Below are 12,606 nucleotides of genomic sequence, written 5' to 3'. Positions count from 1 at the left end.
GCTCCGTACGCGGGGGACGTCTCCATACCTCAGGGTGCGCGCCCGCGGCCGCGGGTGTCCAGCGCCCGGCAGGGCGGTTCCGGGCGTACGGATCACGAATCGGGGTAGCGCTCCGCGTGCACGACCGCGTCGAGGGGAAGGCGGGTGCGCCAACCGTGCCGTTCCAGATCCGGGGTCTGCTCCAGGTGGGTCACCGGTCCCAGGCACAGCCACGCGACGGGCCGGACCCGCTCGGGAATGCCCAGCAGTTCGCGGAGCACGGGTTCGCGGTAGAAGCTGACCCAGCCGACGCCCAGGCCCTCGGCTGTGGCGGCGAGCCACAGGTTCTGGATCGCCAGGCACACCGAGTACAGCCCGGCGTCGGCGATCGCGTGCCGGCCCAGCACGGCGGGCGAGCCACGGTCGGGGTCGTAGGTGACGACGACCGAGAGCGTGGATTCGAGGATGCCCTCGATCTTGATCTTCGAGAACGTCGCGGCGTCCTCACCGGAGAGTTCGCGGGCGAACGTGTCGCGCTCGGTGGCGACGTGCTCGCGGAAGGCCTCGCGGGTGTTCCGGTCGCGCACCAGCACGAAATCCCACGGCTGGCTCAGCCCGACACTCGGCGCCGCGTGGGCGGCCCCGAGGATGCGCCGCAGCACGGCGTCGTCGACCGGTTCGCCGGTGAACTGCCCGCGCACGTCGCGCCGCCGCCCGCACAGGGCGTAGAACAGGTCCGCGACCTCGCCGGGGGAGGCGTCACCGGTTGCATGCCCACCGGAGGTCTCGGCCTGCGGGCCGCCCCGGTCCTGCCGCGGGCTCACCACTCGCGGTTCTTCAGGCCGACGAGAACCCGATCGGCGAGGGCCGGGTCGACCGTCTGCTGCTGTTCGGCGGGCCGGTTCGCGGCCTCGGGCGGCAGGTTGCGCCGTTCGCCGCGGTGCGGCAACCGCACCTGCGTGGCCGACATGCCCGGCGGCAGCGGTACCTCGCACCAGACGAGCTTGCCGCGGCCCTGCACCGGTACCGCGCCGGTGCGGCGGCCGTCGACGGCGGGGGCCTCGTCGTGGGCGTGGGCGAGCTGGTCGTCCTCGACCTCGATGACCAGGCAGTCGCCCTTCAGCCGGAGCCGCACGTTGACGAACCCGGGGTTGTTGCCGTCGGCATGGTCGAGCACGTTCTGCACGAGCGCGCGCGCAGCCTCGGCCGCGGTGTCGCGCAGCATCGGCAGCCGCCACTCGGTCAGCGAGAACTCGACGAACATGGTCGTGCAGTTCAGCGCACTGGGCATGGCCACGAGCCGGATGTCGTCGACCTGTGCGGTGTGGCTGCTCACTCGTGATCCTTCCGCGGCGCGTATCGGCCGGGACCGCCAGCCGCGTGGCGGCCCGGGTGCTGTCGTACGGGCGTCGATGCTGTCGGTGCTGTCTCCGGATCCGGCGCCTGACGGTAGCGCCGGCGGTCGTGCCACCCGCGAGGATCGCACGTCCGGACGCCCCTCCGGCAGAGATCCGGCCACTCTAGGTGTGATCTGTGTGGCAGTACATGGGCCACGGACCGTGATCCGTGTCCCACGAACGGGTGCATGGAGCGCTTCTTTGCGGTGGTGAGAGTAGGGCATTACCGCGTGCGACAAGGCAGGGACTGCTAGTGGACATCGGCAAGGCCGTCTGCTTGCATAGGCCACCGTTGGTCGGGGGACATACGGCCGAATTCCGAGGCCCGTACGCGAGACTCAAGAAAGTGTGGACACCGAATGGCGAGGCGGGCGAGAGCGCGGGAAATCCTGGAGCGCTCGCGTGTGTTACTTGACCGCTCCCGGGTGGCGGCGGCACAGCTGCTGGATCCTCCGAGGCAGGACGGGGAGGGATCCGGCGGTACGGCGATCGCCGCTCTGGCGCAGCCGCTGCCGGCGCGCGGCGGCGAACAACAGCAGGCCCTGGTCGACATGTGCGCGAACCTCGCGCTCCGTGACCTGAACCTGGTCGACACCCTGCTGCAGGAACTCGAGAAGATGGAGATCGACGAGGAGGACGAGGAACGGCTGGGTCAGCTGTACCGCCTCGACCACCTCGCGGCTCGGCTGCGGCGTAACGCGGAGAACCTCCGGGTGCTCGCGGGCAAGGACGCGGGCGGACCGACGACGGACGCGTTGTCGCTGGTGGACGTCGTGCGCGGGGCGATGTCGTCGATCGACCAGTACTCGCGCGTCACCATCGGACGTGTCGCGTCGCTCGGCGTCGCCGGATTCGCGGCCGAGGACATCAGCCGGCTGCTGGCCGAGCTGCTGGACAACGCGGCGAACCAGTCGCCGCCCAACGCCCCGGTGCGGGTCAGTGCCCATCTGACCGACAGCGGCAGCGTTCTGCTGCGGATCGAGGACGAGGGCATCGGCCTGCCGCCGGAGCGGATGGACGAGCTCAACCGGCGGCTGTCGCCGTCCGAGACCGACGTCGACGAGGTCATCGACGACGAGGCGGTCCGCAGCATGGGCCTGACCGTGGTGCGGCGGCTGGCCGACCGGCACAAGCTCACCGTGTCGCTGGCCAACCGGTTGCCGAGCGGGACGACCGCGACGGTGCTGCTGCCGCTCGCGCTCGTCACCGAGGTGCCGGACGCGATGTGGTCGGGCAACGAGACGGTCTTCTACTCGCAGGGACCCGGCCTGGTGGAACCGGCTCCGGAGCAGCCGGAACGGTCCACGGGCGCGATCTCGGGTCAGCTGCCGCAGCGCGTGCCGCAGCAGACCGGTGCGGCGGCGACCCCGCCGCCCCCGGCCGACACCGCGGCACGTGCGGCGGACACCACGGCACCCGGGGCGGACACCGCGGAGCCTGCGACGCCGGTCGAGGAGCCGCCGTCGCCGCGGCCGCGGCCACGTCCGTCGTCGAACGCGACCGGCGGCACGACCGCCAGCGGGCTGCCCCGGCGGGTGTCACAGAGCCTGAAGGACGCCAGCGCCGCCGGTGCGGGCTCCGGCGTGGGTTCGAGCGGGAATCAGGAGCCGATGTCGGCGCCGGAGGACGTGCTCGAGGACCCGGTGTCCATGGAGGAGAGCCACGACCGCCTGCTGGCCGACCTGGACGCGTTCTCCGACGGCGAGCAGCTGGCCGCGGAGAACACCGAGCCGGACCAGGACGGTGAGGACACCCCGCGGGCCAAGCACCGCAGGCTCGACGACGTGGGTGAGGAGTCCGCCGAGTGAATCCTCAGGTCTCAGGCAAACAGAACTTCGCGTGGTTGATCAACGACTTCGTCCGCAAGGTCCACGGGGTCACGCACGCGCTGATCATGTCCTCCGACGGGTTTCCGCTCACCGCGTCCGACGAGGTCTCGACGGACGAATCGGAGCAGCTCGCGGCGATCGCGAGCGGGATGCTCAGCCTCGCGCGCAACAGCGCGACGCTGTTCGACAAGGGCGGGTGTGAGCAGATCATCATCCGGCTCACCCACGGCTACTTCCTGTTCATGGGCATCGGCAACGGCGCCGGACTCGCCGTGCTGACCGGGCCCGACTGCGACATGAAGGTGGTGGCGTACGAGATGACCCAGTTCGTCCGCAACGCCGGCCACGCCCTGACCCCGGAAATCCGTGCCGACATGCGACGCGTGCTGACCGCCCGCAGGGCGCAGGCGTGACGACCCCACTGGTGAGGAAGTGACCACCGTGTCCACAGAGAATGGGGCCGGTCAGCCGAACCGGATGCGCAGCAAGCGGATCCGTCCTTACGCGCTCACCGGCGGCCGCACCAAACCGCGTTACGACCTGCTGGTCGAAACGTTGATTTCGGTGCCGCGTTATGACCCGAGCCTGGCCGACTCACTGATGCCGGAGTCGCGTCGGCTGTACGAGCGTGCGCGCACGCGTGTGTCGATCGCCGAGCTGTCGGTGTCGCTGGGACTGCCGTTGGGTGTGATCCGCGTGCTGGTCAGCGACCTGGCGGCCCAGGGAGCGATCTACATCCACCCCACGGCGTACGCGTACGCGCACGATCGGAACGTACTCGAGAGGATCCTCGATGGACTCAAGCGGCTACCGGTCTGACGGCGCGCAGGCGGCGGCCGGCGGCGCCGCTGGCGGCGACCCGGATCAGCTGGCGGTCTCGGCGAAGATCGTGGTGGCCGGAGGCTTCGGCGTCGGCAAGACCACCTTCGTCGGGTCCGTGTCCGAAGTACCGCCGATCAACAGCGAAGCCTGGATGACCGAGGCGGGCACGGGTATCGACGAGGCGCCCGACACCGCACAGAAGTCGACCACGACCGTGGCGATGGACTTCGGCAAGATCACGCTGCACAGCGATCTCCTGCTGTACCTGTTCGGCACGCCCGGTCAGGCACGGTTCTGGTTCCTGTGGGACGACCTGTCCCGCGGTGCGCTGGGCGCCGTGGTGCTGGTCGACACCCGCCGGATCGACCAGTCCTTCGCTGCCATCAACTACTTCGAGAACGATTCGGACCTGCCGTTCATCGTGGCGGTCAACCGGTTCGACGGCGAGATGCACCACGACCTCGACGACGTCCGGGACGCGCTGGCGCTCGACGAGTCGATTCCGCTGGTCACCGTCGACGCGCGGGAGCCGAAATCCACGGCCGAGACGTTGCGTGAGCTCGTGAGCTACACGCTGGCGTTGGCCGAACTGTCTGACCCCGGGAGGGCACGAACGCATGCGTAAGATTCTGGTCGTCGGAGCCGGCCAGTCCGGGCTGCAGCTGGCCCTGTCTCTGCAGCAGCACGGATACGACGTCACGGTGATGTCGGCGCGTACCGCGGACGAGATCCGCGGGGGCCGCGTGATGTCCACCCAGTGCATGTTCAACGACGCCTTGCAGACCGAGCGCAACGAGGGGCTCAACCTGTGGGAGGCCGAGTGCGTGACCGTCGACGGGCTCGGTGTCTCGGTCGCGGGTGAGGACTCCAGCCGGGTGATGAACTGGATCGGCTGGCTCGACAACTACGGACAGTCGGTCGACCAGCGGGTGAAGATGGCGGGCTGGCTGGAGCTGTTCGAACAGCGTGGCGGCAAGCTCGTCATCCACGGCGTGACGACGGCGGATCTGAACTCGCTGTCGACGATGTACGACCTGACCGTGGTCGCCGCGGGCAAGGGCGAGCTGGTGCAGCTGTTCGACCGCGACCACGAGCGCTCGGTGTGGACGAAGCCGCAGCGTGCCCTGTCGGTGGTCTACGCGCACGGGGTCGAGCCCCGGCCGGAACACCCGAACAACCGCGCCGTGCGGTTCAACCTGATCCCGGGCGTGGGCGAGCTGTTCATGATCCCGGGACTGACGTTGAGCGGGAACTGCGAGATCCTGTTCTTCGAGGGCATCCCCGGTGGGCCGCTCGACGTGTTCACCGACCGGCCGTCGCCGCAGGAGCACCTCGACCGCACGCTGTCGCTGATGAAGCAGTACCTGCCGTGGGAGTACGACCGGTCCCGGAATGCGGAGCTGACCGACGACCGGGCCACGCTGGCCGGTGGCTACACGCCGGTCATCCGCAAGCCGGTCGGCACGCTGCCGTCGGGTGGCAAGGTGCTGGGCATGGCCGACGTCGTCGTCGCCAACGACCCGATCACTGGTCAGGGGTCGAACAACGCGGCCAAGTGTGCGGACTCGTACCTGAGCTCGATCATCGAGCGCGGCGACCAGCCGTTCGACGACGCGTGGATGACCGACACGTTCGAGAAGTACTGGGAGTACGCGCAGCACGTCACCAACTGGACGAACGCGCTGCTCACGCCGCCGCCCCCGCACGTCATGGACATTCTGGGCGCGGCGCAGGAGAACCCGGTGGTGGCGAAGCGGTTCGCGAACGGCTTCTCCGACCCGTCCGACTACCAGCACTGGTTCATGGACCCGCAGAAGGCGGCCGACTACCTGGCCAGCGTGTCCTGACACCGCGTCCCCTTCGGCGGCGAGCCGCCGGGGATCCGGATCCTCGGCTCACGGCTGCGGCCTCGGCGTGATCACGGCGGGCCGGCACATCGACGATGTGCCGGCCCGCCGTCGTCCGTTCGGGGCCTTCTTCGGGTGGGTACGCACGTGATGAGTTGAATAGCCCGCTGCTCCGGCGGGAATATGAGATGCGCGGGGAACCGTATGGCGTGTTCCCGCCGCAGGCGGTGCACCCGGAGCGGCCGATGAGGGGAGAACGGTGACGGCGAGAAGCGTGGCATCGTCCGGACGGTTCACGCGGGCGTGGCGGCGGATCCGTCCGGGCAGGAACCCGTTGGCACGGAGCGGTGATCGCTGGGAGGGCCGGCTGCTGGCGATGATCGTGGTGCTGGTGATCGCGGCGGTGCCCGCGGCGGTCACCTGGGGCGGTGACGTATACGCGGGCCGGCTCGACGACGCGGCGCGCGATGCGGCTGCCAAACACCAGGTCACGGCCGTGTTGACCGCCGATGCTCCGGTGTCGGCGACCGCGGGTTACGCCCGCGGTGTGCGCGCGCCGGCGCAGTGGACGGCGCCGGACGGTGGGGAGCGCACCGGTTCGGTGCCCGCTTACCGCGGCGCCACCGGAGGCACGGAGGTGACGATATGGGTTGATCACGGCGGGGAGGTCACCTCGGCGCCGGTGACCCAGACAGGTGCGATCGTCGACGGGGTGAGTGCCGGCGTGGCCCTGTGGCTGCTCGTGGCGGGGGCCGGCGGGCTCGGCTACGGCGTGTTCCGGGTGCTGCTCGCCCGGTCCCGTCAGGCGTGGTGGGACCGCGAATGGGAACGAGCGGCCCAGGACTGGACTCGGCAGTGACGCCATGACCGCGGCCAGCGCCCCGGACCGGCCCACGGCACCGCCGCCGACGGGCCGATGGCACCGGAATGCGGCGCAGCCCCCGGCCACGGCGCAGCCCCCGGCCACGGCGCCGGCGCTCCCGGCCGCGGTGCGTACGGCCGGGCCTGCAGGGTAGGCGACGATGGCTTTGTCGCGCCCCGCGTCGCGGCTGATCGCCGCGGTGGCCGTGTTCCTGATCGCCGCGCTGGCGGTGACCTTGTTGCTGCTCCGCGGCGACGGGGAGGGCGGCGACGGGGGCGGCGGCGACAGCGCAACCCGGTCGGCACGGCCGGACGCCGGCGGAAGCGATCCGCCGCGGCGACCGGTCGTGGTCGTGAAGATCGACAACGTGGAGCAGGCACGTCCGCAGACCGGCCTGTCGGCGGCGGACATCGTGTACGTCGAACCGGTCGAAGGCGGGCTGACTCGGCTGGCGGCGGTGTACGCGAGCAGGCTGCCGGAGGTGGTCGGTCCGGTGCGCAGCGCCCGGGAGACCGACATCGCGCTCGTCCGGCAGTTCGGCAGGCCGGTGCTGGTGTACTCGGGCGGTGCACCCGAGATCGAGCCGTTGCTGCGGCGTGCACCGATCACCCTCGTGACGGATGAGACGCGGCCCGGCGCGTACTTCCGCGGTGGCGATCGGCCGATCCCGCACAACCTGTATGTGCGTCCGCACCAGCTCCCGGGGAAGCAGCGCGAGCGGGCGCCGAAGCCGGTGACCGAGACGGGAGCAGCGCCCGAGGGCGGCAGGCCGACCGATGCCCGCGCGGTGGACTTCCGGGCCGCCAGCTACCGGTTCACGTGGTCGGGCGAGGACGGCCGCTGGCGGGTCTCGCTCAACGATTCACCGCTGCGGACCAGGGAGGCGGGCCCGGCCACCGCGGGCACGGTCGTCGTGCAGCGGGTCGCCGTGCGCGAGGGCAGGCAGGTACGTGACTCCGGCGGACAGCTGTCGCCGGTGGCCGTCACGGTCGGCCGTGGTGAGGCGACGATCCTGCGCGACGGCAAGGCGTACGAGGGCACGTGGTCCCGTCCGTCCCCGGACGAGCCGACGACGTACCGCACCGGTGGCGGACAGCGTGTGACGGTCGCGGAGGGGCCGACGTGGGTGCTGCTCACTCCGCGGTGACGATCCGGCGTGCGCCGACGCGGGGTTCAGCCGATCAGGTGTGTGCCCACCCGGCCGGTGCGGACGTGGGGGCGCGAGCGATGCTCCCGGGTGGGGCGCCGCCGGGGCACGAGGGCGGCGGCCCCGGTCAGGCTTCCTCGGGGCGCGCGACGAGCACGGGACAGCCGGCGTTGTGGATCAGCGCGTGGCTGGTCGATCCGAGCAGCAGGCCGCGGAAGCCGCCGCGGCCGCGGCTGCCCACGACGACGAGCTGCGCCCGCTGACTCCACTCGAGCAGTTCGTGCCGGGGCTTGTCCTTGACCAGCACTCGCTCCACGGGAACGTCGGGGTAACGCTCGCGCCAGCCGGCGAGGCGTTCGGCGAGCCGCCGCTCCTCGGTGTCGCGCAGCGGCTCCCAGTCCACATGGGTCTCGCGGAACGCGGACGTGTCCGAATCACTCCACGTGTGGACCGCGACGAGTGCGACACCGCGGAACGAGGCCTCGTCGAACGCGCAGCCCAGGGCGCGTTCGCTCAGCGGGCTGCCGTCGACGCCGACCACGACCGGCCTGTGATCGGGTTCTCCGGTGTCGCCGACGTCGCCTCGCACCGACACCACGGGACTGTGGGCGTGGCCGACGAGCGCGATGGTCGTGGAGCCGACGATGAGGCCGGTGATGCTGCGGTGCGCCGACGTACCGAGCACGAGGAGGCGGGCGGCGGCGGAGGCGTGGACGAGAGCGGGGATCGGCTGTTCCGGATCGAGCACGGTCGCCACGTCGAGCCGGGGCAGCCCGGCCGCGGTGACGGTATCGATCGCCGACTGCCGCGCCGCGTGCAGGAACTCCCATCGTTGGCGCCGCAGCTCGGCCTTGAACGACTCGGGCGGCAACATCGACTCGCCGGTGTAGCGTTCCGGATAGCCGGACGCGTGCAGGATCTGCAGCGGTGCGCGCCGGATCGCCGCGGCCCGCGCCGCCCACTGCACGCCGCGCAACGCGGTGTCGGAACCGTCGGTTCCGACCATGACGGGTCCCTGTCCTCGGCCGGCCTCGGTCATCGGCGGTCTCCGTTCGTGATCACATCCCCTGCGCCGGTGACGGTACGCCACGACCCGACGCAGAGCGCGCGGCGAAACCCCGCTCCGGGGCGAAACCCCGCTCCGTGGTGAAAGCTCGCTCCGCGCCGAACCTCCACGCTGCGGCGACGCGCGGCGGGGAGCGGGGGAGAGCGCTCAGCGGGGCAGGCGCCGCCAGAGCGCACGCGGCAGCAGGCGCATGCCGAAGAACACCGGCCGCAGGATCCGCGGCACCCACGCGGTGTGGCGGCCCGCCCGCAGGGCGGCGACGGTGGCGTCGGCGACCTGGTCCGGTGTGCTGGAGAACGGGGCCGGCGACATGCCTTCGGTCATGCGTCCGACGACGAAGCCCGGCCGCACGAGCAGCAGGTGTACGCCGCTGCCGGCGAGGGCGTCGGCCAGGCCGCTCGCGAATCCGTCGAGCCCGGCTTTCGCCGAGCCGTAGACGTAGTTGGCGCGGCGCACCCGGATCCCGGCGACCGAGGAGAACACGACGAGGCTGCCGCTGCCCTGGGCACGCAGCAGGCTCGCCAGCTGGGTCAGGGCGCTGACGTGCGCGGTGTAGTCGGTGTGGACGATCTCCAGCGCGTGCGCCGCGTCACGTTCGGCGCGAGCCTGGTCACCGAGGATCCCGAATGCGGTGATCACGACGCCGACCGGGCCGTGGGCGGTCATGATCTCGCCCAGCACCTCGGCGTGCCGCGCCGTGTCGTCGGCGTCGAATTCGACCCGCGCGACGGAGGTGGCCCCGGCGTTGCGGAGGGTTCGCTCCTGCTCGTCGAGGTCGTGGCTGCGGCGAGCGGCGAGGACGACCTCGGTGGCGCCACCGCGGACGAGACGCAGGGCGACGGCGAGCCCGATCTCGCTGCGCCCGCCGAGGACGACGACGGTTCCGTTCATGGCCGTCGAGTCTGGCGGACGGCACCTCGGCTAGACGCCACGGGGCACCGTGCACTGGACCTGCGCCAGTCCGGTCTCGTCCCGGCTCGCCGCGCGCTGCTGGGCGACGACGTCGCCGTCGACGGTGATGCGGCAGTGCACGGCCGCGTCCGCTTGCTTACTCGCCGCGGCGACCTGAATCCCGAGATAGCCGTCGCTGCCAGCCGGTTCGGTGAAGGAGTGGTCGAACGGTTCACCGCCGAGCGCCACCTGAGTGCCGTGGCCTCCGCGGAGTACGCGCATGAGGGTGTCGTCCGGACCGGACACATGGATGCGCACCGTGTGCGGGCGGGCGATGTCCGGTGCGGGACCGGGAGAGGGGGTTTCGGCCGTGCTCGACGGCGAGGGAGGGGACGCGCGGTGGTTCTCGTCGCCGGCGCCGGAATCGAGCGCCGCGCTCGCGACGCCGGTGACCATGATCGCGACACCCAGCACCACGCCGGCGGCGGCTCGTCCGATATGCATGAGGCCCTCCTCGCCGGCGGATTCAGGTCCGGGGATTGTCGCATCCGTGACCACCCGGCCACGCATCGCGGCCACCGATGCCGCTCGAACGGCCGCCGCGAGCCCGGCGCCGCCGCGCGGATGCCCGGGTGGTGCGCGTGCGTGGCGGGGTACCCGGGACTGCGGCGGCGTACCCGCTGGCGGGGACCGGTAGCCTGCGCGCCATGTCCGATCGGCTGTACTTCCGCCAGTTGCTCGCGGGCCGGGACTTCGCCGTGGGCGATCCCGTCGCGACCCAGATGCGCAACTTCGCCTACCTCATCGGGGACGCCGAGACGCGGGAGGCCGTGGTCGTCGATCCGGCGTACGCGGCGGGCGACCTGCTCGACACGCTGGCCGCCGACGACATGCGGCTGACCGGCGTGCTCGTCACGCATCACCACCCCGACCACGTGGGCGGCGACTTCATGGGGTTCTCGCTGCCCGGGCTCGCCGAACTGCTGGAACGGCAGCAGGTGCCGGTGCACGTGAGCGATGCCGAGGCCGAGTGGGTGCGGCGCACCACCGGCGTCTCCGAGGACCTCGTCGCGCATGAGCACGACGACCGGCTCGACGTCGGCGCCGTCGGCATCCGGCTGCTGCACACGCCCGGGCACACCCCGGGGAGTCAGTGTTTCCTCGTCGGCGACAAGCTGGTCGCGGGCGACACGCTGTTCCTGGAAGGTTGTGGACGCACGGACTTCCCCGGCGGGGACGCCGACGCGATGTATCACAGCCTGCAGGCGCTGGCGCGGCTTTCCGGTGATCCCGTCGTGCATCCGGGGCATCTCTACTCGGCCGAGCCGTCGGCACCGCTGTCGGAGGTCACGGAGAACAACTTCGTCTACCGCGCCTCGTCGCTGGAGCAGTTCCGCGCGATGTTCGGCGGCTGATCCGGCGCCGGATCAGCCGCCGGGGTCAGCGCATGCCCAGCCGGCGGGTGAGTGTGACCTCGAGGACGACGCGCTTGGGGTTGACGCGCGGCGTGCGATACCGCTCGGCGTAGCGCCGCTCCGCCTCGGCCACCGCGTCCGCGTCGTCCCGGACGACGGCGCGCCCTTCGAGGGTCGACCACCGGCGGCCGTCGACCTGGCTGATGGCCACCGGAAGGCCTTCGGGACCCCCGCGGCGGACGTTGCGGGCTTTGACGCTGTCGCCGGAGCAGATGACCCGCGCGACGGCGAACTCCTCGTCGACGGTCACCCCGACGGGCACCACGTGCGGGGTGCCGTCGGCGCGCGATGTCGTCAGTGTCGCAATGTGGCGTTCGCGCCAGAACTCGGTCACGTCGTCGCTCGGCTCGGGTGGGCTGGACATGCGCCCACCCTATGCGCCGCGACGACGGCAGCCGTCGACACCGGCCGGCCGAGGACATGGGCAGGGCGGAGGACGTGGGCAGGGTGGAGGACGTGGGCAGGGTGGAGTCCCGGGCAGGGGAACGTCGCTGCCGGAGGCCGTTCAGGGCAGGAGCCGGGACAGGGTCAGCGCGGCGGTGCGGACGGCCGGGGCGACCCGCTCGAGACGCATCCGGTTCGTCCAGCCGGACAGTGACACTGCGCCGACGGCGGTGCCGTCCGAGCCGAGCAGCGGTGCGCCGGCGCAGACCACGCCGACGCCGGACTCCTCCCTGTCGTAGGCGATCCCCTCGCGGGCGATCGTGGTCAACTGGGACCGGAACAGCCCCGGCGCCGTCACGGTGCGCGGGCTGATCCGGCTCAGCCCGGCCGTGATCACACCGTCCACAACGGACTCCGAGGAGAAGGCCAGGATCGCCTTGCCGACCGACGTGGCGTGCGCGGGAAACCGGCCGCCCACGCGTGAGGGCAGTGTCGGAGCGTCGGGGCCGCGGAGAATGTCGAGGTAGACGACCTCGGTGCCTTCCAGCACGGCCAGGTGCGCGGTGTTGCGTGTCGCTTCGCGCAGATCGGCAAGGTAGGGCCGGGCTGTGTCGACCAGGCCCCGCTGGGCCACGGCGAGCTGGCCGATCTCGAACAGCTTCAGCGCGAGCCGGAGTCTGCCTTTGCCCGCCGGGTCGAGCAGTCCCTCGTCCACCAGGTGGGCGGTGAGGCGGTGCGTGGTCGACTTCGGCACGCCGGTCCTGCGGGCCAGTTCGGACACGCCGAGGGCCTCGTCCCCGGGGCGGAACGCCGACAGCAGTGCGGCCAGCCGGGAGGCCGTCGAGGTGGTCTCGTCTGTCGGCGCGGCGCCGTGGACCGGGGCGTCACGGACGGGAGTGTCACGGAC

General features: G+C 71.6%; 15 protein-coding genes. 8 read left to right on the top strand and 7 right to left on the bottom strand.

The genetic code is table 11. The features are described from left to right. Positions 1 to 92 precede the first annotated feature (92 nt). Together bluB and FB384_RS18640 are read right to left on the bottom strand one after the other, a co-directional pair. Positions 93 to 713, bottom strand: a complete 621-nt coding sequence (bluB, locus tag FB384_RS18645; RefSeq protein WP_407676100.1) for a 5,6-dimethylbenzimidazole synthase — start codon at positions 711 to 713, stop codon at positions 93 to 95. Between the two features lie 86 nt (positions 714 to 799). Then, on the bottom strand, positions 800 to 1,315 hold the full coding sequence (locus FB384_RS18640) for an ATP-binding protein (RefSeq protein ID WP_183785865.1): 516 nt from the start codon (positions 1,313 to 1,315) through the stop codon (positions 800 to 802). Positions 1,316 to 1,780: 465 nt separating this feature from the next. On the opposite strand from FB384_RS18640, the gene FB384_RS18635 reads away from it, so the two are divergent. The 7 genes from FB384_RS18635 to FB384_RS18605 all read left to right on the top strand — a co-directional run bounded on the left by FB384_RS18635 (position 1,781) and on the right by FB384_RS18605 (position 7,883). Continuing rightward, positions 1,781 to 3,184, top strand: a complete 1,404-nt coding sequence (locus FB384_RS18635) for a sensor histidine kinase (protein ID WP_323985307.1) — start codon at positions 1,781 to 1,783, stop codon at positions 3,182 to 3,184. Then, positions 3,181 to 3,618, top strand: coding sequence for a roadblock/LC7 domain-containing protein (locus FB384_RS18630; protein WP_183785860.1), 438 nt, complete (start codon positions 3,181 to 3,183; stop codon positions 3,616 to 3,618). The genes FB384_RS18635 and FB384_RS18630 overlap by 4 nt, the downstream gene beginning before the upstream one ends. Before the next feature lie 64 nt (positions 3,619 to 3,682). After that, positions 3,683 to 4,024, top strand: coding sequence for a DUF742 domain-containing protein (locus FB384_RS18625; RefSeq protein ID WP_183653775.1), 342 nt, complete (start codon positions 3,683 to 3,685; stop codon positions 4,022 to 4,024). Then, the gene (locus FB384_RS18620) at positions 3,999 to 4,652 is read left to right on the top strand and encodes a GTP-binding protein (RefSeq protein ID WP_183785858.1); all 654 of its coding nucleotides are present in this window, start codon (positions 3,999 to 4,001) and stop codon (positions 4,650 to 4,652) included. Before FB384_RS18625 ends, FB384_RS18620 begins: the two co-directional genes overlap by 26 nt. Continuing rightward, positions 4,645 to 5,874 (top strand): styrene monooxygenase/indole monooxygenase family protein, encoded by a 1,230-nt coding sequence (locus FB384_RS18615; protein WP_183785856.1) that lies wholly within the window; start codon positions 4,645 to 4,647, stop codon positions 5,872 to 5,874. Before FB384_RS18620 ends, FB384_RS18615 begins: the two co-directional genes overlap by 8 nt. Positions 5,875 to 6,133: 259 nt before the next feature. After that, complete coding sequence (locus FB384_RS18610; protein ID WP_183785854.1) at positions 6,134 to 6,733, top strand: Rv1733c family protein; 600 nt, start codon at positions 6,134 to 6,136, stop codon at positions 6,731 to 6,733. 163 nt (positions 6,734 to 6,896) lie between these two features. Then, positions 6,897 to 7,883 carry a DUF3048 domain-containing protein gene (locus FB384_RS18605; protein ID WP_183785852.1) on the top strand — a complete coding sequence of 329 codons (987 nt, stop codon included), beginning with the start codon at positions 6,897 to 6,899 and terminating at the stop codon, positions 7,881 to 7,883. 127 nt (positions 7,884 to 8,010) lie between these two features. Here the strand turns inward: FB384_RS18605 and FB384_RS18600 are convergent, their stop codons facing one another. From FB384_RS18600 to FB384_RS18590, 3 genes are all read right to left on the bottom strand, one after another. Continuing rightward, complete coding sequence (locus FB384_RS18600; protein ID WP_267459341.1) at positions 8,011 to 8,889, bottom strand: universal stress protein; 879 nt, start codon at positions 8,887 to 8,889, stop codon at positions 8,011 to 8,013. A 207-nt stretch (positions 8,890 to 9,096) separates the two neighbouring features. Then, complete coding sequence (locus FB384_RS18595) at positions 9,097 to 9,840, bottom strand: SDR family NAD(P)-dependent oxidoreductase (RefSeq protein ID WP_183785848.1); 744 nt, start codon at positions 9,838 to 9,840, stop codon at positions 9,097 to 9,099. 30 nt (positions 9,841 to 9,870) lie between these two features. Further along, positions 9,871 to 10,344, bottom strand: a complete 474-nt coding sequence (locus FB384_RS18590; RefSeq protein WP_183785846.1) for a hypothetical protein — start codon at positions 10,342 to 10,344, stop codon at positions 9,871 to 9,873. Between the two features lie 203 nt (positions 10,345 to 10,547). Here FB384_RS18590 and FB384_RS18585 point away from each other — a divergent pair, with 203 nt between their 5' ends. Next, entirely contained in the window at positions 10,548 to 11,255 is a 708-nt protein-coding gene (locus FB384_RS18585; protein WP_183785844.1) for an MBL fold metallo-hydrolase, read from the top strand. 25 nt (positions 11,256 to 11,280) lie between these two features. Here the strand turns inward: FB384_RS18585 and FB384_RS18580 are convergent, their stop codons facing one another. Beyond that, positions 11,281 to 11,679, bottom strand: a complete 399-nt coding sequence (locus FB384_RS18580; RefSeq protein WP_183785842.1) for a pyridoxamine 5'-phosphate oxidase family protein — start codon at positions 11,677 to 11,679, stop codon at positions 11,281 to 11,283. 141 nt (positions 11,680 to 11,820) lie between these two features. Beyond that, on the bottom strand, positions 11,821 to 12,528 hold the full coding sequence (locus FB384_RS18575; protein ID WP_228726493.1) for an IclR family transcriptional regulator: 708 nt from the start codon (positions 12,526 to 12,528) through the stop codon (positions 11,821 to 11,823). Between the last annotated feature and the right edge of the window lie 78 nt (positions 12,529 to 12,606).

The organism is Prauserella sediminis, assembly GCF_014195435.1.
Taxonomy (GTDB): Bacteria; Actinomycetota; Actinomycetes; order Mycobacteriales; family Pseudonocardiaceae; genus Prauserella; species Prauserella salsuginis.
The sequence above is the reverse complement of the archived record's forward strand: the minus strand, read 5'-3'. Positions and strand labels throughout refer to the sequence as shown.

Excerpts from the sequence above, each read along its gene's own strand:
- FB384_RS18625 (WP_183653775.1), top strand. The coding sequence starts at position 3,683 with ATGCGCAGCAAGCGGATCCGTCCTTACGCGCTCACCGGCGGCCGCACC.
- FB384_RS18620 (WP_183785858.1), top strand. The coding sequence starts at position 3,999 with ATGGACTCAAGCGGCTACCGGTCTGACGGCGCGCAGGCGGCGGCCGGC.
- FB384_RS18615 (WP_183785856.1), top strand. The coding sequence starts at position 4,645 with ATGCGTAAGATTCTGGTCGTCGGAGCCGGCCAGTCCGGGCTGCAGCTG.
- FB384_RS18605 (WP_183785852.1), top strand. The coding sequence starts at position 6,897 with ATGGCTTTGTCGCGCCCCGCGTCGCGGCTGATCGCCGCGGTGGCCGTG.
- FB384_RS18600 (WP_267459341.1), bottom strand. The coding sequence starts at position 8,889 with ATGGTCGGAACCGACGGTTCCGACACCGCGTTGCGCGGCGTGCAGTGG.
- FB384_RS18595 (WP_183785848.1), bottom strand. The coding sequence starts at position 9,840 with ATGAACGGAACCGTCGTCGTCCTCGGCGGGCGCAGCGAGATCGGGCTC.
- FB384_RS18590 (WP_183785846.1), bottom strand. The coding sequence starts at position 10,344 with ATGCATATCGGACGAGCCGCCGCCGGCGTGGTGCTGGGTGTCGCGATC.
- FB384_RS18585 (WP_183785844.1), top strand. The coding sequence starts at position 10,548 with ATGTCCGATCGGCTGTACTTCCGCCAGTTGCTCGCGGGCCGGGACTTC.
- FB384_RS18580 (WP_183785842.1), bottom strand. The coding sequence starts at position 11,679 with ATGTCCAGCCCACCCGAGCCGAGCGACGACGTGACCGAGTTCTGGCGC.